We start from the raw sequence: 17,569 nt of genomic DNA, 5'->3' as shown, positions 1-17,569 counted from the left end.
CCCCCCCCCCCCCCCCCCCCCCCCCCCCCCCCCCCCCCCCCCCCCCCCCCCCGGGCTCCTACAAAGGTGGTGCGTTTTATTTTCGGAACGATCTTCAGAAGGAATTGATCTAGTCTCTGTCTTCCAGGGAGAGATCGCCATGTTCCGTTACTTCGAGCAACTCAGTTCGCGTATCGCTGCACCGTTCGTGGCCGGGTCCTCGCGCAACAGCAAGGTGTGGCAATGCCGGTGCGGCCAGTCGCTGTTCTTTCGCAACAGCCAATGCCTGGCCTGCCAGGCGTTGCTGGGCTATCAGCCGCAACAAAGCCGGCTGGCGTCCTTGCAGCCCGGCCCCGTTGCTGGCACTTGGCTGCAAGACGATAACCTCGACGCCGGTGCCTTCCGCCGCTGCGCCAACCTCGACACACCCGCCGCGTGCAACTGGCTGATTCCTGCCCACAGCACCGCGCCGTTGTGCGTGGCCTGCAGCCTCAATCGCACCATTCCCGACCTGTCGGTCCCGGAAAACCCCGAACGCTGGCGCAAGGTCGAAACCGCCAAGCGCCGGCTGGTGGCGCAACTGATCAGCCTGGGCTTGCAGGTGGTGCCCAAGAGCATCGATGAAGACAACGGTTTGGCGTTCGACTTCGTCGGCATCGACCTGGAAGGCAATGCGCCCATGACCGGCCATGCCAACGGCCTGATCACCCTCGACATCAAGGAAGCCGACGACGCCCATCGGGAAAAAGTCCGCGTGCAAATGCGCGAGCCTTACCGCACCTTGCTAGGGCATTTTCGCCATGAAGTTGGCCATTACTATTGGGATCGTCTGATCGCCAACACCCACTGGATCGAACCGTTTCGCACACTGTTCGGCGACGAACGCGCCAGCTATGCCGATGCGCTGGACCATCACTATCAGAACGGCCCACGCCCCGACTGGCAACAAAGCTGCGTCAGCGCCTACGCCACCATGCACCCCTGGGAAGACTGGGCCGAAACCTGGGCCCACTACCTGCACATGATGGACGCCGTCGACACCGCCCTGGGGTTTGGCATGAGCGCCCGCGAGATGGACCTGGACTACCAGCCGTTCCCCCTCACCACCCTCTACGACCCCGAACACCCGGGTGGCGTGGCGTTCCTGTCGTTCGTCAACGCCTGGATCGAACTGGCCGGCATGCTCAACGAACTGTCCCGCAGCATGGGCCAGCCGGATTTCTACCCCTTCGTGCTGCCGCCGCCGGTGATCGCCAAGTTGCACTTCATCCACCTGGTCATCCAGGAAGAAGGCGGCCGGGCAGACGAAGCTGTTCAGGCGTATTAAATCGTTCTGTGTGGGAGCCGGGCTTGCCCGCGATGCAGGCGACTCGGTGTTTCATGGGTTTCGCGTTGATGCCATCGCGGGCAAGCCCGGCTCCCACAGGGGGCAGGCAAGTGCTTGAACCATCGAATATTTTTAATCCGCCGCGAACGGTTGTAACTTCCGATGAGATCGGTACAATGGCGCGGCTTGCCGAGAGGCAGGCGTCGTTATGGTGACCCCATCGGTCCCCCCGCAACGATTACCCGTGAACCTGGTCAGAGCCGGAAGGCAGCAGCCACAGCGGGAACATTGTGTGCCGGGGTGTGGCTGGTGGGGTTGCCTCCATAACGCTCTTCCTGCAACACCCTTCCAAATCCTATTTTTTATTGATGCTTTGCTGGCAATCACTGTCTGCGAATGGTTTTTTGCTGCCCGCGAAACGGCATTACTGCCGATACAACGGAAAAGCCTTGAACGTCGGCACCAGTTCCGCGCCCATCTCTTGCGTGCTCTCCACCGGGTTAGCCGGCGTGGGAATATTCCTGGCGAAGTGAAAGATGATGATCTGGCCCGTGACGCTGTCGCGGTAGTACTTGAAGAAGCTGATCTCGGAAAAGTCCCCGTCCTTACGGAGGGACTTGGGGTAAAACAGCATCAGGTACAAGATCCCGGTGCGGTTGTCTGTGGTCAGGATCGCCGGCATGTTCGGGTTTTCCAGCTGGTGAAGCTGGACGGTACGTTTGCCCAGGTCGAGAGGTTCCAGGCGGCTCAGGTCGCGGGAGACGACGGTGAAGTCGAGCATTTCAGTCCAGGCATCGACGCTTTCGTTCTCCGGGAAGTATTCCCACAGGCCATCCTTCTGGAATTTCAGCACGAACGTCTTGCCGGCAAACACCAGCGATTTGGTTTGGGTGATAGCGGGACGGGAGAAGTCTGGGGTGGGAGAAGAAGCGCAGCCGGACAGCAGGGCCAGGACCGCCAGGATCAACAGGGGAGCTTTCATTTCAATCCTTGAATGTTTTCAGATGCGTGCGTCTTGCGAGCGTGACAGTAGCGCAACGAGTGGGCGAAAGCCTCGCTTAATTAAAATCGATACTTTTTAACGCGTTGCCTGTGAGGGGTCTTTCACAGGTTTTAATACTCACTCTGGACAACCCCAAACCACCTTGTTAGTTTCCGCCAGCCACTTGTTTCAGAGTATGACAAGGGCTGAAAGTTGATATTGAAGTGCTATCACTTCTTTAACTAACAAGGATGTCTGTGATGAAAAGCCTGGAAGGGTTGCCCCGTCTTCTCAGTGCGTCGGTTGGCGCGCCTGGAAAAGCCCGTAACTTGCCCGCCGATGTGCAGTGCGTCCAGTATTTGTTCAATTTGATCATTCCCAAGCTGGGTTTCCCGCTGGCCGAAAACGGCAAGTGCGACGGCCAGTTGGTGCAGTGCATCAGCCAATACCAGTTCCGTCATCTCAAGTACGCCCACCCCGACGGCGTGATCGACCCCACCGGCCGTACCTTCAACAGCTTGATCGAAGAAGCGGTGAAAGTACCGGTTAAAGCCTTTCCGAGCATGCGTATTCCCAGCTTCTTGAATGTGTTCGCGACGAACCAGGGTGATGCAGTGCAGGCCACGGTCAATGTGTACCTGGACCGCATGCGCGCGATGATCGAGGCCGAGCGGCGCAATCGGCAGCTGATGCTGCAGCCCACGTGCGACGGCGGCATGACCCTGAGCGAAGCCGACTTTCAGAACGCCGCCACGCAGTTGGGCAATGGCATCTCGGTGAATATCGTCAAGGCGTTTGCCACCGTCGAGTCCGGCGGGCGTTCGGGGTTTGGTCCGGCCAAGTTGCCGGTGATCGCGTTTGAAGGGCACTTGTTCCGCAAGTACACCAAGCACATCTACGACCAGGCGCACCCGTTGCTGTCCTACCCCTACAAGAAAAAGGCCGGGCCGCAGTGGCAGGTCAACAACAAGGATCAGGTCAAGGCGTGGGAAACCATGGCCACTGCTTTTGCCCTGAACCAGGAAGCGGCGTTGATGTCGGCGTCCTGGGGCATGTTCCAGATCATGGGCTTCAACTATGGTTCTTGCGGTTACAAGACCGTGTTTGAGTTTGCCGCCGCACTAAAAGTGAATGCCGGCAATCAACTAAAAGCCTTCCTCGGTTTTTGCAGCAAGAGCCCGGCGTTGATGAAGGCGATGAAGTCCAAGGACTTCACGGGTATGGCCTACAACTATAACGGCGAGGACTACGGCAACTACGACGTCCTGATGAAACAAGCCTACGAAAAACTTGAAGGGAAGAAATAAGATGATCCGTTTTCTGGCGATGGGTGTGTTGTCGTTGTGTGCCGCAATGCCTGCGTTGGCGGGCAGCGCCCCGTTGCATTCGGGCAAGTATGAAGGGCTGATGCTGGCGGTGACGCCAGACCATCAGGTTGAAGGTTACTACGCCGAAACCCTGGGCGAGGGCGTTACCCGCGGTTGCGCGTTCTACCTGCAAGGCAAGCCTGCGGCACTGACCACTTGGCTCGATCAAGCCTATCCCGGCAAGGTCGCCGCCTCATCCGACGGCGTGACCCTGACCGTGGAGCAGGGCCGCCAGCACCCCGGTTGCATCAATGTGCTGATGCCCGAGATCGCCACTGGCCTGGAGCTGACCCAGACCGCCAACAAAAAATGGATCGGCCTGGTGACGGTGTCTGCCGACAAGGCTTACCTGCTGAAGAACCCCGGCGTCAAAGCCGCCAAGCGCCCGTATATCGTCAAGAATGATGTCGTCGGTGTGCTGGCGTTCAAGGATGGCTGGGCCCAGGTCGAGTTCATCAACGCGGACGACCGTTCGTTCACCGGCTGGATCAGCTCGGATCAATACCGTCGCCTGGCTGCGCCCGTCGCGAAGAACTGAGCCCATAAAAAAACGCCGCAATGCGCCATGCACATTGCGGCGTTTTTTTGTGCCCGTAATCAGGCCTTGTTGCGATTGAACAGCTTGCGAACGAAGGCAAGCAATGCCACGACGCCGATCACCAGAAACTTCTTCGCCGCCAGCAAGAAGATGCCGATCTTGGCGAACAGCCCGGCCTTGGCCGCGATACCGCCCGCGACCAGGGCCGCCAAGCCATAAGCGGCCAGCTTGTCGGTTTTCGGGTTGAAGTCGGTGTACAGGTTGCCGTCGGTGAAGTTGGTGAAAGCCAGCACTTGAGGCAGTTCCTGCTTGATGGTCGGCAGGTCGGCCATGGCGGCGACGGCGTTGAGTTCCAGGACGCCTTCACGGCCCAGGACGCGGATGCTGTAGTTGAGGGTGTTCTGTTGCGCGTCGTCGGCTTTCAGCTCGCGAGCCCAATACATCTTGTGGGTGGTGTCGTCGTAGCGCGGCGGCTCGGCCCAGCCCAGCAGGTGCAGGCCGGCGTAGCCTTGTTTACGGCGTTCCTTGTTGTCGGCTTCGTCTTCTTCCTGCATCGACTTGAGCAGGTCGGCGTAGTCGATTTTTGCCGCATCTTCGTCAGAAATGTGCCCGTCATTCTTGTAGCTGACGATCACGCCCCAGCCGCGTTCCGAGAGCGGGCTGACGGCCTTGGGCACGATCATGCCGAGGGTCTTGAAGCCCGGCGGGTTGCCCCAGCCATCGGTCAGCAAGCGTTCGGTGTCGGACGGGTCGAGGTAGTAGAAGTTGTCGTTGAGCTTGAGGGTGGCAATGCCGCTTGGCAGGGTGATGGTGCCGGTCTTCTGCTTGAGCGACGCAAGAAAGTGCTCGGCCGTTTCGGCAGGGGCACTGGCTTCGACAGGGGCGGGCGGGGTGGCAGCAAAAGCGGGTGCGACAGGCAGGCTCAAGGCGGCCGCCACCATTAGCAGGCGGAAGTAATTCATGGTAGTCCCTTACAATTTGAATTAATTGCGCGGGAGGATACCTGAAACATCATGTTACGGGTTAGCCGAAAGTCTCCCGCAACAGCCCGGCAAATGCGTCCCGTGCCAAGTGCCGTTGGGTGTCCTTGTGCCAGAACAGCAGGTTGTCCACGGCTTGCAGTTCGTCGAACCGATAAGACGCCAATTGGTTGGCCTGCTCGTAGCGCGCCAGGATGCCTTCCGGCGCCAGCGCCACGCCTATCCCTGCACTCACGCAACCAATGATGGTGCCCCAACTGGCATAGCTGGCGATGCTCGGCTTGAAGTCGTGGGGCTTGACCCAGTTTTCCAACGCGGCGCGATAGGGGCAGCCGGCTGGCCAGACGAGCAGGGTGCGCTCGGCCAGGTCGGCGGCGCTGTGAATCGGTGCGCTGGACGCGCTGGCGATCAGCACCAGGCGCTCGCTGTAGACCACGCTGTGTTCGAGCTTTGCGCGTTTGCCCCCGGAGGCTACCAGCGCCACGTCGATGCGGTGGTGTTGCAGGTCGTCCAGCAGTTGCGCCCATGCGCCGGTCACCAGTTCGAGGGTCACGTCGGGGTAGCGCCGGTGGTACTCCGCCAACAGCGGTGGCAAACGGCCGCTGGCGCTGGACTCGACGGCGCCGATGCGCAGGGTGCCCCGAGGAATGGCATTGGCATCGACGGCACGCTTGGACTCGTCCACCAGCGCCAGGATGCGCTCGCAATAGTCCAGGAAGATCTCGCCGGCCGCACTGATCGCCAAGCCGCGTCCGGCGCGGATAAACAGTGGCGTGCCCAACTCGCTTTCCAGCTGCTTGATACGCGTGGTGATGTTGGACGGCACGCAGTGCAGTTGCAGGGCGGCCTGGGCCACGCTGCCGGTTTGCGCCACGGCTCGCACCATTTTCAGTTGGGCCAGTTCCATTGCTCAGTTCCAGTGATTTCAGAAGTCAGAAACGGTTAATTGTCCTGCGCCTTGCCCGGGCCAAGACTGACGGCATTCCTTCCTGTTGCCGGACGCCGTCGATGAATACCCCGTCACCCGTAAAGCTTACGCTAGTCATCGCCAGCGTCATCCTCTGTTGGGCGTATTCACCTATTGGTGTGCACATGGGCTTGCACAGCTACAGCCCGGGCCAATTGGCGTTGCTGCGGTTTCTGATCGCATCGGTATTCATGGGCGGCGTGGCGCTGCTGATGGGCATCGGTCGGCCGCGCCTGCGGGACGTGCCGTGGCTGCTGGTACTGAGTTTTTTCGGGGTGTTCCTGCATCACACCAGCCTTAACTACGGGCAGCAATTCGTGACGGCGGCGGCGTCCAGCGTGCTGGCGCAATCGGCGCCGCTGTTCAGCGTGTTGATTGCGTTTTTCTGCTTGAAGGAACGGGTGAGTCTCTGGCGCTGGGGCTGCGTGTTGCTCGGCTTGCTGGGTGTGCTGGTGGTGATCTGGGGCGATCAGGGCGTGGGCGACATCGACCCGCGTGGCCTGCTGATACTGCTGGCGGCGCTTTCGTGGAGTGTGTACTTCGCCATCCAGAAGCATTACGCCCACCGCTACAGCCCGCTGACCATGGCGTGCTACATGGTGTGGGCGGGCACGCTGATGCTCTGCGTGAACCTGCCGGGGCTGTCGGCCGCCGTGGTGCAGGCACCGTTGCCGGAGAACCTGGCGGTGCTGGTGCTCGGGATTTTCCCCAGCGCCCTGGCATACCTGGCCTGGGGGTATGTGCTCAAGCATGTTGAGGTCAGCCGCGCTTCGGTGGCGATGTACCTGATCCCGCCCGTGGCCATGACAATGGCCGCGACGCTGCTGGGTGAGCACATTGCCATGCAGGTGGTGCTTGGCGGTGTGATCGTGCTGGCGAGCGTGGCGGCCATCAGCCTGGAAGGGCGCTGGCGATCAATCGCTCAGGCAGAACGCACGCAACCGGTGGCCGTCGAGGTCCTGGGCGACAAAGGTGTAGCCGAAGTCCAGGGTGGTCGGTGATTGAATGATGGTTGCGCCGCGCTCAACCCACTGGTCGTGCAGGGCATCGATGGCGGCCTTGTCGGGCAGGGAGAAGCCCACTTCACCGCCGCCGCCCGTGTGCTGGGCCGCCGGTTCAACCGTGTGCCGCGACCACAGCCCGAGTTTTACGCCATTGTCGAGAATGAACAGGGCGAACGTCGGGTTCAACTCCACCGGTGGCTTGTCCAGCAAGCGGCTGTAGAAGTTGGCGCTGGTGGCCGGGCTGTCGACGTACAGCAGGAAGTAATGGGCGATGGTGTTCATTCAAGTTCCTTGAGAGTGGGCGGTTAGCGGGGCCCAGTCTAAAAGCCCGGACTGTCAGTTTTTGTCAGGAGTCGGCAGGGGCGGCGGATTTTCTCCGGTATAGAGTTGGATGATGTCGTCAATCTCGCCCGACATCTTCATGCGCAACAGTGTGCGCAGGATTCGCTGCACCGGCACGCCGGGGTCGTTGCGTACGATGCAGCCCAGGCTTTGCTCCTCAATGATCGCGACCTTGTGCAAGCGATGGCCTGGCGCCAGGCCCAGGTTGAAACGGTCCAGGATCCACTCATTGATCACCGCGTAGGTGAAGCGCCCGGCCACCAGCTTGTGCAGCACCAGGTCTTCGCTGCGCGAATCGTCGCGGGTCAGCTGGCCGCTGGCGAACAGCGGGGCGAGGGCGGCGTAGCGGTAGTTGAGCACCGTGCCGATTGACTGCGGCGCGAGCTTGTCGACCTGTACCAATGGCGGCGTGGCGTGGCGGCTCACCAGCACGTTGCGCTGCACCATCAGCGGCACGCTCCAGGTGAAGTCGCCCGATAGGTTGTCGACCCAGGCTTGGGCGACATAACAGCGCACATCGATGTCGCCGTGTTCCATGGCGCCTGCGATGCGCGCCCGGGCCAGCACGTGGAACTCGGCCGGGCGCCCGACCTGGGTGGCCAGGCTGAGCATCAGGTCATGCAGGATGCCCTGGGTGGGCTGGTCGTCCTCCACTTGTGCCATGGGCATCGCCCAGCTGTCGGAAACCGAGAAGCGCAACGGCGCGGGGGCCGCGAGGCTGGCGAGGGACATCATCCATAAAGCGCCCAGGACTACGCGCATAGGTTCTCCGGGTTCAGGCCTTTGTGGGGCCAGTCAGGAGAGCTTAGTCAGATTAGGCGAGCGTGCCGGATGCAATTTCCCCCCTGCTCCGCTAGCATTACCGGCTTCTGCTCCCCAGTTGCGACGGTTTTCGATGAGTTATCAGGTTCTTGCACGTAAATGGCGTCCGCGCTCGTTCCGCGAAATGGTCGGCCAGACCCATGTGCTCAAGGCTCTGATCAATGCCTTGGACAGCCAGCGGCTGCACCACGCCTACCTGTTCACCGGCACGCGCGGCGTGGGCAAGACCACCATTGCGCGCATCATTGCTAAATGCCTGAACTGTGAAACCGGTATCACTTCCACGCCGTGCGGCACCTGCTCGGTGTGCCGGGAAATCGACGAAGGGCGCTTTGTCGACCTGATCGAGATCGACGCCGCGAGCCGCACCAAGGTTGAAGACACCCGCGAGCTGCTCGACAACGTGCAGTACGCGCCGAGCCGTGGCCGCTTCAAGGTCTACCTGATCGACGAAGTGCACATGCTGTCCAGCCATTCCTTCAACGCCCTGTTGAAAACCCTGGAAGAGCCGCCGCCCTACGTCAAATTCATCCTGGCCACCACCGACCCGCAGAAACTTCCTGCAACGATCTTGTCGCGGTGCCTGCAGTTCTCCCTGAAGAACATGACCCCCGAGCGGGTGGTCGAGCACCTGACCCACGTGCTGGGTGTCGAGAACGTACCGTTCGAAGACGACGCACTGTGGCTGCTCGGTCGCGCCGCCGATGGTTCGATGCGGGATGCCATGAGCCTCACCGACCAGGCCATTGCCTTTGGTGAAGGCAAGGTCATGGCCGCCGATGTGCGCGCCATGCTCGGCACCCTGGACCACGGCCAGGTGTTCGACGTGCTGCATGCGCTGATCGAGGGTGACGCCAAGGCGTTGCTCGAAGCGGTGCGTCACCTGTCGGAGCAAGGCCCGGACTGGAACGGCGTACTGTCTGAAATTCTCAATGTGCTGCACCGTGTCGCCATCGCCCAGGCCCTGCCTGAGGGTGTCGACAACGGCCACGGCGACCGCGATCGCGTGTTGGCCCTGGCCCAGGCGTTGCCGGCCGAAGATGTGCAGTTCTACTACCAGATGGGCCTGATCGGTCGCCGTGACCTGCCCCTGGCACCGGACCCGCGCGGTGGCTTTGAAATGGTCCTGCTGCGGATGCTGGCCTTCCGGCCCGCCGACTCGGCAGACGCGCCGAGACAGCCGCTAAAGCCAGTGGGGATCAGCCAGGCCACAGTTGATTCCGCCAAACCAGTGGCTGGCGCGGCAGTCGTCGCGCCAGTGGTTGCTGCGCCTGCGCCGGTTGCGCCAGCGCCTGAACCGGTGGCCGACGCACCGGTGGTTGCAGCGCAGCCCGCGCCTGAACCGGTCATCGAGCCCGAGCCGGTCGTCGACCTGCCGTGGAACGACCCGGTGGAAGTCGAAGCTGAGGCGGACGTCGAGTTGCAGCCCGCCGTGGAGCCGGTGCTGGAAACCGTCGGTGAGCAGCCCGAACTGACGCCAATGCCCACGCCGACACCGGACAGTGTGGTGCCGGACGCGCCGGAGTGGGTGTCTGCGCCGGTTCCAGAACCGACGGTCGCCCAGGTTGATGCGGCCACGCCCGGTATCGACCTCGACGATGAACCGCCGCTGGACGAAGATTACATCGAGCCGGACATGGATTCGGCCTACAGCTACCTGGACGACCTGGCCAGCGAACACACTGCCGAGCCTGCGCCGGAGCCCGAAGTGGAGCCCGCGGCGGCCCCGGCCACCGGCCTGGCCCTGCAATGGCTGGAGCTGTTTCCGAAATTGCCGATCTCGGGCATGACCGGCAGCATCGCCGCCAACTGCACCCTGATTTCCATCGATGGCGACCACTGGCTGCTGCACCTGGACCCGGCCCATAGCGCCCTGTTCAACGCCACCCAGCAACGTCGCCTGAATGACGCACTGAACCAGTACCATGAGCGCACACTGACCATCGCCATTGAGCTGATCAAGCCTGAGCAGGAAACCCCGGCCCAGGCCGCGACCCGTCGGCGTATCAACCGCCAGCGTGACGCCGAAAGCTCGATCCACGCCGACCCGCTCATCCAGCAGATGATGCAACAGTTCGGTGCGGTCGTTCGTCACGATACAATTGAACCTGTCGATGCCCCGGTGCCCCAGGCATCTTGACACCGGGCTACTAACTTGATCCACGTACTTTGAGGTGATTCCCATGATGAAAGGTGGCATGGCCGGCCTGATGAAGCAGGCGCAGCAGATGCAGGAAAAAATGGCCAAGATGCAGGAAGAACTGGCCAACGCCGAAGTCACCGGTAAAGCCGGTGGCGATATGGTCAGCGTGGTGATGACCGGTCGTCACGACATCAAGCGCGTGAGCATCGACCCAAGCGTATTGCCGGGTGTGGGCGAAGATGACCTGGAAATGCTCGAAGCGCTGTTCGCTGCTGCCGTGAACGACGCGGTGCGCAAGATCGAAGCCAACAGCCAGGAAAAAATGGGCGGCGTGACCGCTGGCATGCAACTGCCACCGGGCATGAAGCTGCCGTTCTGATCGGCGAGCTTTAGCTAGACTCCAATGCCAGGCCTCGTGCCTGGCATTTTTGTTTGTGCCGATCCAATCGAACCCCAGCCCCTCGACCATGGTCTGCACCCTGTACCGATGGATTCGATCAAGGAGCCTCCTGATGCCTCAAGAACTGACTCTGAACCAGCGCATCGTGCTGGTCTCTCGCCCTCAGGGCGCCCCCACCCCGGAAAACTTCCGCCTGGAACGGGTGGCGTTGCCCGAACTGGCAGACGGCCAGGTCTTGCTGAAGACGCTGTACCTGTCCCTCGATCCCTACATGCGCGGGCGCATGAGTGACGCGCCGTCCTACGCCGCGCCGGTGGAAATCGACGAGGTGATGACCGGCGGAGCTGTCAGCCGTATCGAACAATCACGTAATCCCAAATTCGAAGTGGGCGATCTGGTGGTCGGCTCCACCGGCTGGCAAAGCCACAGTATTTCCGACGGCCGCAACCTGATTCCGGTGCCCAAGGGTTTGGCCAGCCCCTCCATGGCGTTGGGCGTGCTGGGCATGCCAGGCATGACCGCCTACATGGGCCTGATGGACATCGGCCAGCCCAAGGCCGGGGAAACCCTGGTGGTGGCGGCTGCGTCCGGTGCCGTGGGGTCGGTGGTCGGCCAAGTGGCCAAGCTCAAGGGCTTGCGCGTGGTGGGGATCGCAGGGGGCGCTGACAAGTGCCGCTATGTGGTGGAGGAGTTGGGCTTCGATGCCTGCATCGACCACAAGAGTGCAGACTTTGCCAATGAACTGGCCCTGGCGTGCTTCAAAGGCGTGGACATCTACTTTGAGAACGTCGGCGGCAAGGTCTTCGATGCGGTGGTGCCCTTGCTCAACCCCAAGGCACGTATCCCGTTGTGCGGCCTGATCGCGGGTTACAACGCCCACCAGCCACCCAGCGGCCCTGACCGGTTGCCGGCACTGCAACGCACCTTGCTGACCAAGCGCGTGCGCATCCAGGGCTTTATCGTGTTCGACGACTACGGCGATCGCCAGCCCGAGTTCCTCAGTGCGATGGCGCCCTGGGTACGTGACGGCAAAATCAAGTTCCGCGAGGACGTGGTCGACGGCCTGGAGCAGGCGCCTGAAGCCTTTATCGGTTTGCTCGAAGGGCGCAACTTCGGCAAGTTGGTGGTGCGGGTCGCACAGGATTGACCATTTGACGCTAATCCGGGGCGCGGGTATAAACCGCGTCTCGTTGTTTTGTCGGACCTTTCGCCCATGAGCTTCAGCCCCCTGATTCGCCAACTGATCGACGCCCTGCGCATTCTGCCGGGCGTGGGCCAGAAAACTGCACAGCGCATGGCGCTGCAACTGCTGGAGCGCGACCGCAGTGGCGGCGCTCGGTTGGCCCAGGCCCTGAGCCAGGCCATGGAGGGGGTTGGCCACTGTCGCCAGTGCCGCACCCTCACCGAAGAAGAACTCTGCCCGCAGTGTGCCGACCCACGCCGCGACGACACGTTGCTGTGCGTGGTGGAAGGGCCGATGGACGTGTACGCCGTGGAGCAGACCGGTTATCGCGGACGTTACTTTGTGCTCAAGGGCCACCTGTCGCCGCTGGACGGCCTGGGGCCGGAAGCCATCGGCATTCCGCAACTGGTGGCACGTATTGAAGAGCAGGGCACCTTTACCGAGGTGATCCTGGCCACCAACCCCACCGTGGAAGGTGAAGCGACCGCGCATTACATCGCGCAACTGTTGACCAACAAAGGCCTGATCACCTCGCGCATCGCCCACGGCGTACCGCTGGGTGGCGAGCTGGAGTTGGTAGACGGCGGCACCCTGGCGCATTCCTTCGCCGGCCGCAAACCCATCGCCCTCTAAGGAGCGACACAGATCAAAATGTGGGAGCTGGCTTGCCTGCGATAACATCGCCGAGGTGTACCTGACACACCTCGGTGCCTGTATCGCAGGCAAGCCAGCTCCCACATTTATTTTGTGTTGCCGGTGAAATTTGCATCTGGCTTGATAACCAAGCAAGCGCTTGGTAAGTTCGCTCCACCCTCTGCGTGGAGCTTGCCGATGTCTGCCTATCAGGATTACTTCGACCCCAGCCACCAATTGGTCCGCGACAGCGTGCGCCGTTTTGTCGAGCGCGAGCTGTTGCCGGGTATCGACGACTGGGAGGAGGCGGAGAGCTTCCCCCGCGAGCTGTACCTTAGGGCTGGCGCGGCGGGCATCCTCGGCATTGGCTACCCCGAAGCGCTGGGCGGTAGCCATGAGGGCGACCTGTTTGCCAAGGTCGCGGCCAGCGAAGAGTTGATGCGCTGCGGCTCAGGCGGCGTGGTGGCGGGGCTTGGCTCGCTGGATATCGGCCTGCCGCCCGTCGTCAAATGGGCCCGGCCGGAGGTGCGCGAACGTGTGGCGCCCTTGGTACTGGCCGGCGAAAAGATCATCGCCCTGGCCGTTACCGAGCCCGGTGGCGGCTCCGATGTGGCCAACCTGCAAACCCGCGCCGTGCGCGATGGCGAGCATTACCGTGTCAGCGGCAGCAAGACCTTTATCACCAGTGGCATTCGTGCCGACTTCTATACGGTCGCCGTGCGCACAGGCGGCCCGGGGTTCGGCGGCATCAGTCTGTTGCTCATCGAAAAGGACACGCCGGGTTTCACCGTCGGCACGCCCCTGAAGAAAATGGGCTGGTGGGCGTCGGACACGGCCGAATTGTTCTTTGACGATTGCTGCGTGCCTGTGGGCAATCTGATCGGCACCGAGAACCTGGGGTTTGCCTGCATCATGGGCAACTTCCAGAGCGAGCGCCTGGCCCTGGCCTTGATGGCCAACATGACCGCGCAACTGGCGCTGGAAGAAAGCCTGGCCTGGGCCGCCCAGCGCGAGGCGTTTGGCAAACCCATCGGCAAATTCCAGGTGCTCAAGCATCGCCTGGCGGAAATGGCCACGGCGGTGGAGGTCTCCCGCGAGTTCACCTACCGCCAGGCGGCGAAGATGGCGGCCGGCAAGAGCGTGATCAAGGAAATTTCCATGGCCAAGAACCTGGCCACTGACACTGCCGATCGGGTCACTTATGACGCGGTGCAGATCCTTGGCGGCCAAGGTTACATGCGTGGCAGCCTGGTGGAGCGGCTGTACCGCGACAATCGCATTCTGTCGATTGGTGGGGGGACGCGGGAGGTGATGAATGAAATCATCAGTAAGCAGATGGGACTTTAATCTTTAGTGTTCTGTCGGGCCTCATCGCAGGCAAGCCAGCTCCCACATTTGGAATGCATTCCCCTGTGGGAGCTGGCTTGCCTGCGATGAGGCCGGTTCAGGCAGCGGTTATTTTTCAGTCAGCCCAAACTGCGTCAGGCAGAAGGTCGGGATGCCCATATCCTCCAAGCGCTGCGACCCACCCAGCTCCGGCAGATCAATGATCGCGGCGGCTTCAAAGATCTTCGCCCCCATGCGCCGCACCAGGTTCGCGGCCGCAATCAAGGTGCCGCCCGTGGCGATCAGGTCATCGAACATCAGCACCGAATCGCCCTCGCACAGGCTGTCGGCGTGCACTTCCAGGAAGGCTTCGCCGTACTCGGTCTGGTAACCCTCGGCCAGCACGTCGGCTGGCAGCTTGCCCTGTTTGCGGAACAGGATCAGCGGTTTGTTCAATTGGTAGGCGATGATCGAACCGATCAGGAAGCCCCGGGCGTCCATCGCGCCGATATGGGTGAAGTCGGCTTCGACATAGCGATGGGCAAAGCTGTCGGCCACCAGGCGCAGGGCGCGGGGCGATTGGAACAGCGGCGTGATATCACGGAAGATCACCCCAGGCTTGGGGAAGTCGATGACGGGGCGGATCAGGGATTTGATGTCGAACGAATCAAAGGTCATCGTCGAAGAGTCCTGGGGCTGTAAACGGACTCGAAGTATACCTGCGGCCTCGCCGATTGGCGCGGCCGCAAGCGTTTGCGTCAGCCTTCCAGCGAACCACCGGCCAGCGCGCACAGCTGGATCGGGTCGAGGATATGCACTTCCTTGCCCTCGGCGGCGATCAGTTCGTTCTGCTGGAAACGGGTGAATACGCGGGACACGGTTTCCACCGCCAGGCCCAGATAATTGCCGATTTCATTGCGCGACATGCTCAGGCGGAACTGGTTGGCCGAGAAACCCCGGGCGCGGAACCGTGCCGACAGGTTGACCAGGAACGTCGCGATACGCTCGTCCGCGGTTTTCTTCGACAACAGCAGCATCATCTGTTGATCGTCACGGATCTCACGGCTCATTACCCGCATCAACTGGCGGCGCAACTGAGGCAGTTGCAGGGCCAATTCATCCAGGCGTTCGAAGGGGATTTCGCACACCGACGTCGTCTCCAGGGCCTGGGCCGACACCGGGTGGATCTCGGTGTCCATCCCCGACAACCCGACCAGCTCGCTGGGCAGGTGGAAACCGGTGATCTGCTCTTCGCCGCTGTCGCTCAGGCTGAACGTCTTCAGCGCGCCTGAACGTACTGCATAGACGGAATCGAACTTGTCACCCTGGCGAAAGAGGAATTCACCCTTTTTCAGTGGGCGGCCGCGTTTAACGATGTCGTCCAGCGCATCCATGTCTTCCAGATTCAACGAAAGTGGCAGGCAGAGGGGGGCCAGGCTGCAATCCTTGCAATGAGCCTGGCTGTGAGCGCGCAGTTTAACTGGCTCGGACATTTCTTAAATCCTTGTGGGAAAACACACATAAGACGTAAGGGTAACGCACCGGGGGTAGGTGAGGCCAGCCTGTACAAAAAACAGGCGACGGTATAAAGCTTTATGTAACGGCGCCGATACACAGTGTGAATCCTTATGAGCTGGAGCTCAGACCATGTCGGTACTCCCTTTCAATAACGCTGTCGTGACCACCAAGAAGCCTCAGATTCTGACAGCGGCTGACGCGCTTGCCGGCAAAAAGGTCGATGACAAGCCAGCGCCGCCACCTACTCCCGGCGAAGGCGTGAAGGTGGTCATCTCCGGGGCGGGGCTCAAAGCGTCCCAGGCGGGTAACCCCAACAAAGACATCGACGACAGCGGCCTGAAAGACAACATCAAAGAGTTGCTGAAGATGATCCGCGAGCTGAGAAAACAGCTGGCCCAGAAGATGGCCCAGATCTCAGCGGCCATGAATGACACCGCGCTGTCCCCGGAAGCCCGCCAGGCCAAAGTGGCCGGTTTGCAGGGTGATGTAGCCTCTATCCAGGCCGGTTTGATGAACGCCCAGGCCCAACTGGCCAAGGCCCTGAAAAACGAATCGCCTGAGGCCAACATGCAAGCGATGGCCCTTTTGGCGAAGTAACACAGGCCTCAGATCACCCGCGAGAATCGCTGCCTGTTCTGGTGCTCCAGGTAGGCATCGAACACCATGCACACCGAACGCACCAACAAACGCCCGGCCGGCAGTACACGAATGCCCTGGGCGTCCAGCTCGATCAGGCCGTCAGCGGCCATGGTTTCCAGCTGCGGCCAAATGTCGTCGAAGTAACCGCGAAAATCGATGTTGAAGGCCTGTTCGATCGCCTCGAATGCCAGGCTGAAATTGCAGATCAACTGCTGAATCACTTCCCGCCGCAAACGATCGTCCGTGGTGCAGACCAGGCCACGGCTGGTGGCCAGTTGCGCGCCGGCCAGTGCGTTCTGGTAGCCGTTCAGGTCACTGCTGTTCTGGCAGTACAAGTCGCCGATCTGGCTGATCGCCGACACCCCCAGCCCGATCAAGTCGCAATGCCCGTGGGTGGTGTAGCCCTGGAAATTGCGCTGCAAGGTGCCTTCTTCCTGGGCGATGGCCAACTCGTCATCGGGCAGGGCGAAGTGGTCCATGCCGATGTAGCGATAACCGGCCTGGGTCAACTGCTCGATGGTGGTTTGCAGCATCAGCAGTTTGGCCGCCGGGGAGGGCAAGTCGTCGGTGTTGATGCGCCGCTGGGGCATGAAACGTTCCGGCAGGTGCGCGTAGTTGAACACCGACAGGCGATCTGGCTGCAGGCTGATCACTTCCTCCACGGTGCGCGCAAAGTTGATCGGCGTCTGCTTGGGCAGGCCGTAGATCAGGTCGATATTGATCGAGCGAAATTGCAGGGTGCGTGCCGCGTCGATCACGGCGCGGGTTTCTTCCAGGCTCTGCAGGCGGTTGACCGCGCGTTGCACCTCGGGGTCGAGGTCTTGCAGGCCGATGCTCACGCGGTTGAAGCCCAATTCACGCAGCAGGCCCATGGTGGCCCAGTCCGCTTCACGCGGGTCGATCTCAATACCGTAGTCGCCGGAATCATCATCCAGCAAGTTGAAGTGCTGACGCAGGCGGGTCATCACCTGGCGCAGTTCGTCATGGCTGAGAAACGTGGGCGTGCCGCCGCCGAAGTGCAATTGCTCCACCGGCTGTTTCGGGTCGAGGTGGCAGGCTATCAATTGGATTTCCTGCTCCAGGCGTTGCAGGTAAGCCGCGGCGCGGCCACGGTCCTTGGTGATGACCTTGTTGCAGGCGCAGTAGTAGCAAATATTCGCGCAGAACGGCACATGCACATACAGCGACAACGGCCGTGCGGCCTTGCGGCTGTCGCGCAGGGCGTGCAGCAGGTCGAAGGTGCCCACCTGGCTGTCGAATTGCACGGCGGTGGGGTAGGACGTGTAGCGCGGCCCCGCCAGGTCGTAGCGGTGGATCAGGTCTGTGTCCCAACGAATGGCGTCGAGCATGCGGGCGCTCCCCGGAATAGGCTAATGGGCCGAGTCTAGGGGCGCATGGCAGAGGGCATCTTGATTTGCA

The 17,569-nt window shown here is 61.5% G+C and carries 18 protein-coding genes and 1 other RNA gene; 11 read left to right on the top strand and 8 right to left on the bottom strand.

Annotated features, from left to right (window positions below):
• Positions 1-139: 139 nt before the first annotated feature.
• Positions 140-1,306 carry a zinc-binding metallopeptidase family protein gene (locus AC07SU_RS16315; RefSeq protein WP_494997602.1) on the top strand — a complete coding sequence of 389 codons (1,167 nt, stop codon included), beginning with the start codon at positions 140-142 and terminating at the stop codon, positions 1,304-1,306.
• A gap of 218 nt (positions 1,307-1,524) precedes the next feature.
• Positions 1,525-1,621: signal recognition particle sRNA small type (gene ffs, locus AC07SU_RS16310), an RNA gene on the top strand.
• Positions 1,622-1,730: 109 nt separating this feature from the next.
• On the opposite strand, the gene AC07SU_RS16305 is transcribed toward ffs, so the two are convergent.
• Positions 1,731-2,288, bottom strand: coding sequence for an HI_0983 family protein (locus AC07SU_RS16305; protein WP_494997601.1), 558 nt, complete (start codon positions 2,286-2,288; stop codon positions 1,731-1,733).
• Between the two features lie 260 nt (positions 2,289-2,548).
• Here AC07SU_RS16305 and AC07SU_RS16300 point away from each other — a divergent pair, with 260 nt between their 5' ends.
• Complete coding sequence (locus AC07SU_RS16300) at positions 2,549-3,595, top strand: N-acetylmuramidase family protein (protein WP_494997600.1); 1,047 nt, start codon at positions 2,549-2,551, stop codon at positions 3,593-3,595.
• A gap of 1 nt (position 3,596) precedes the next feature.
• A complete protein-coding gene (locus tag AC07SU_RS16295) occupies positions 3,597-4,193 on the top strand; it encodes an SH3 domain-containing protein (protein WP_176996308.1) in 597 nt (198 codons plus the stop codon).
• A 59-nt stretch (positions 4,194-4,252) separates the two neighbouring features.
• On the opposite strand, the gene AC07SU_RS16290 is transcribed toward AC07SU_RS16295, so the two are convergent.
• Entirely contained in the window at positions 4,253-5,155 is a 903-nt protein-coding gene (locus AC07SU_RS16290) for a DUF2167 domain-containing protein (protein WP_176996307.1), read from the bottom strand.
• A gap of 61 nt (positions 5,156-5,216) precedes the next feature.
• Complete coding sequence (locus AC07SU_RS16285; RefSeq protein ID WP_176996306.1) at positions 5,217-6,080, bottom strand: LysR family transcriptional regulator; 864 nt, start codon at positions 6,078-6,080, stop codon at positions 5,217-5,219.
• Positions 6,081-6,181: 101 nt separating this feature from the next.
• On the opposite strand from AC07SU_RS16285, the gene AC07SU_RS16280 reads away from it, so the two are divergent.
• Positions 6,182-7,141, top strand: coding sequence for a DMT family transporter (locus AC07SU_RS16280; protein WP_176996305.1), 960 nt, complete (start codon positions 6,182-6,184; stop codon positions 7,139-7,141).
• On the opposite strand, the gene AC07SU_RS16275 is transcribed toward AC07SU_RS16280, so the two are convergent.
• Positions 7,055-7,426: a VOC family protein gene (locus tag AC07SU_RS16275; protein WP_176996304.1), complete on the bottom strand. Its 372-nt coding sequence runs from the start codon at positions 7,424-7,426 to the stop codon at positions 7,055-7,057. The genes AC07SU_RS16280 and AC07SU_RS16275 overlap by 87 nt on opposite strands.
• Before the next feature lie 54 nt (positions 7,427-7,480).
• Positions 7,481-8,248, bottom strand: coding sequence for a substrate-binding periplasmic protein (locus AC07SU_RS16270; RefSeq protein ID WP_494997599.1), 768 nt, complete (start codon positions 8,246-8,248; stop codon positions 7,481-7,483).
• Between the two features lie 133 nt (positions 8,249-8,381).
• Here AC07SU_RS16270 and dnaX point away from each other — a divergent pair, with 133 nt between their 5' ends.
• From dnaX to AC07SU_RS16245, 5 genes are all read left to right on the top strand, one after another.
• The gene (gene dnaX, locus AC07SU_RS16265; protein ID WP_494997598.1) at positions 8,382-10,448 is read left to right on the top strand and encodes a DNA polymerase III subunit gamma/tau; all 2,067 of its coding nucleotides are present in this window, start codon (positions 8,382-8,384) and stop codon (positions 10,446-10,448) included.
• Between the two features lie 43 nt (positions 10,449-10,491).
• The gene (locus AC07SU_RS16260) at positions 10,492-10,830 is read left to right on the top strand and encodes a YbaB/EbfC family nucleoid-associated protein (RefSeq protein ID WP_003175481.1); all 339 of its coding nucleotides are present in this window, start codon (positions 10,492-10,494) and stop codon (positions 10,828-10,830) included.
• A 133-nt stretch (positions 10,831-10,963) separates the two neighbouring features.
• Positions 10,964-11,998, top strand: coding sequence for an NADPH-dependent curcumin/dihydrocurcumin reductase (gene curA, locus AC07SU_RS16255; RefSeq protein WP_176996301.1), 1,035 nt, complete (start codon positions 10,964-10,966; stop codon positions 11,996-11,998).
• Between the two features lie 66 nt (positions 11,999-12,064).
• Complete coding sequence (recR, locus tag AC07SU_RS16250; protein ID WP_176996300.1) at positions 12,065-12,667, top strand: recombination mediator RecR; 603 nt, start codon at positions 12,065-12,067, stop codon at positions 12,665-12,667.
• Between the two features lie 198 nt (positions 12,668-12,865).
• The gene (locus AC07SU_RS16245; protein WP_494997597.1) at positions 12,866-14,014 is read left to right on the top strand and encodes an acyl-CoA dehydrogenase family protein; all 1,149 of its coding nucleotides are present in this window, start codon (positions 12,866-12,868) and stop codon (positions 14,012-14,014) included.
• Between the two features lie 108 nt (positions 14,015-14,122).
• Here AC07SU_RS16245 and AC07SU_RS16240 read toward each other — a convergent pair whose 3' ends face one another.
• The gene (locus AC07SU_RS16240) at positions 14,123-14,671 is read right to left on the bottom strand and encodes an adenine phosphoribosyltransferase (RefSeq protein ID WP_016973177.1); all 549 of its coding nucleotides are present in this window, start codon (positions 14,669-14,671) and stop codon (positions 14,123-14,125) included.
• Between the two features lie 80 nt (positions 14,672-14,751).
• Complete coding sequence (gene fnr / locus AC07SU_RS16235; protein WP_016979302.1) at positions 14,752-15,486, bottom strand: fumarate/nitrate reduction transcriptional regulator Fnr; 735 nt, start codon at positions 15,484-15,486, stop codon at positions 14,752-14,754.
• Between the two features lie 154 nt (positions 15,487-15,640).
• Here fnr and AC07SU_RS16230 point away from each other — a divergent pair, with 154 nt between their 5' ends.
• Complete coding sequence (locus AC07SU_RS16230; RefSeq protein ID WP_176996298.1) at positions 15,641-16,108, top strand: hypothetical protein; 468 nt, start codon at positions 15,641-15,643, stop codon at positions 16,106-16,108.
• Positions 16,109-16,116: 8 nt separating this feature from the next.
• Here AC07SU_RS16230 and hemN read toward each other — a convergent pair whose 3' ends face one another.
• Complete coding sequence (gene hemN / locus AC07SU_RS16225; RefSeq protein ID WP_176996297.1) at positions 16,117-17,499, bottom strand: oxygen-independent coproporphyrinogen III oxidase; 1,383 nt, start codon at positions 17,497-17,499, stop codon at positions 16,117-16,119.
• Positions 17,500-17,569: the final 70 nt, after the last annotated feature.

This window comes from Pseudomonas sp. GW821-FHT05H12, from assembly GCF_059419385.1.
This window is presented reverse-complemented; position numbering and strand designations above follow the sequence as displayed.

Bases quoted from the DNA above. Each gene is read 5' to 3' on its own strand.
- AC07SU_RS16270 (WP_494997599.1), bottom strand. From the start codon at position 8,248: ATGCGCGTAGTCCTGGGCGCTTTATGGATGATGTCCCTCGCCAGCCTC.
- AC07SU_RS16245 (WP_494997597.1), top strand. From the start codon at position 12,866: ATGTCTGCCTATCAGGATTACTTCGACCCCAGCCACCAATTGGTCCGC.
- AC07SU_RS16300 (WP_494997600.1), top strand. From the start codon at position 2,549: ATGAAAAGCCTGGAAGGGTTGCCCCGTCTTCTCAGTGCGTCGGTTGGC.
- fnr (WP_016979302.1), bottom strand. From the start codon at position 15,486: ATGTCCGAGCCAGTTAAACTGCGCGCTCACAGCCAGGCTCATTGCAAG.
- dnaX (WP_494997598.1), top strand. From the start codon at position 8,382: ATGAGTTATCAGGTTCTTGCACGTAAATGGCGTCCGCGCTCGTTCCGC.
- AC07SU_RS16285 (WP_176996306.1), bottom strand. From the start codon at position 6,080: ATGGAACTGGCCCAACTGAAAATGGTGCGAGCCGTGGCGCAAACCGGC.
- hemN (WP_176996297.1), bottom strand. From the start codon at position 17,499: ATGCTCGACGCCATTCGTTGGGACACAGACCTGATCCACCGCTACGAC.
- AC07SU_RS16260 (WP_003175481.1), top strand. From the start codon at position 10,492: ATGATGAAAGGTGGCATGGCCGGCCTGATGAAGCAGGCGCAGCAGATG.
- AC07SU_RS16295 (WP_176996308.1), top strand. From the start codon at position 3,597: ATGATCCGTTTTCTGGCGATGGGTGTGTTGTCGTTGTGTGCCGCAATG.
- AC07SU_RS16305 (WP_494997601.1), bottom strand. From the start codon at position 2,288: ATGAAAGCTCCCCTGTTGATCCTGGCGGTCCTGGCCCTGCTGTCCGGC.
- AC07SU_RS16315 (WP_494997602.1), top strand. From the start codon at position 140: ATGTTCCGTTACTTCGAGCAACTCAGTTCGCGTATCGCTGCACCGTTC.
- curA (WP_176996301.1), top strand. From the start codon at position 10,964: ATGCCTCAAGAACTGACTCTGAACCAGCGCATCGTGCTGGTCTCTCGC.
- AC07SU_RS16290 (WP_176996307.1), bottom strand. From the start codon at position 5,155: ATGAATTACTTCCGCCTGCTAATGGTGGCGGCCGCCTTGAGCCTGCCT.
- recR (WP_176996300.1), top strand. From the start codon at position 12,065: ATGAGCTTCAGCCCCCTGATTCGCCAACTGATCGACGCCCTGCGCATT.
- AC07SU_RS16275 (WP_176996304.1), bottom strand. From the start codon at position 7,426: ATGAACACCATCGCCCATTACTTCCTGCTGTACGTCGACAGCCCGGCC.
- AC07SU_RS16280 (WP_176996305.1), top strand. From the start codon at position 6,182: ATGAATACCCCGTCACCCGTAAAGCTTACGCTAGTCATCGCCAGCGTC.
- AC07SU_RS16240 (WP_016973177.1), bottom strand. From the start codon at position 14,671: ATGACCTTTGATTCGTTCGACATCAAATCCCTGATCCGCCCCGTCATC.
- AC07SU_RS16230 (WP_176996298.1), top strand. From the start codon at position 15,641: ATGTCGGTACTCCCTTTCAATAACGCTGTCGTGACCACCAAGAAGCCT.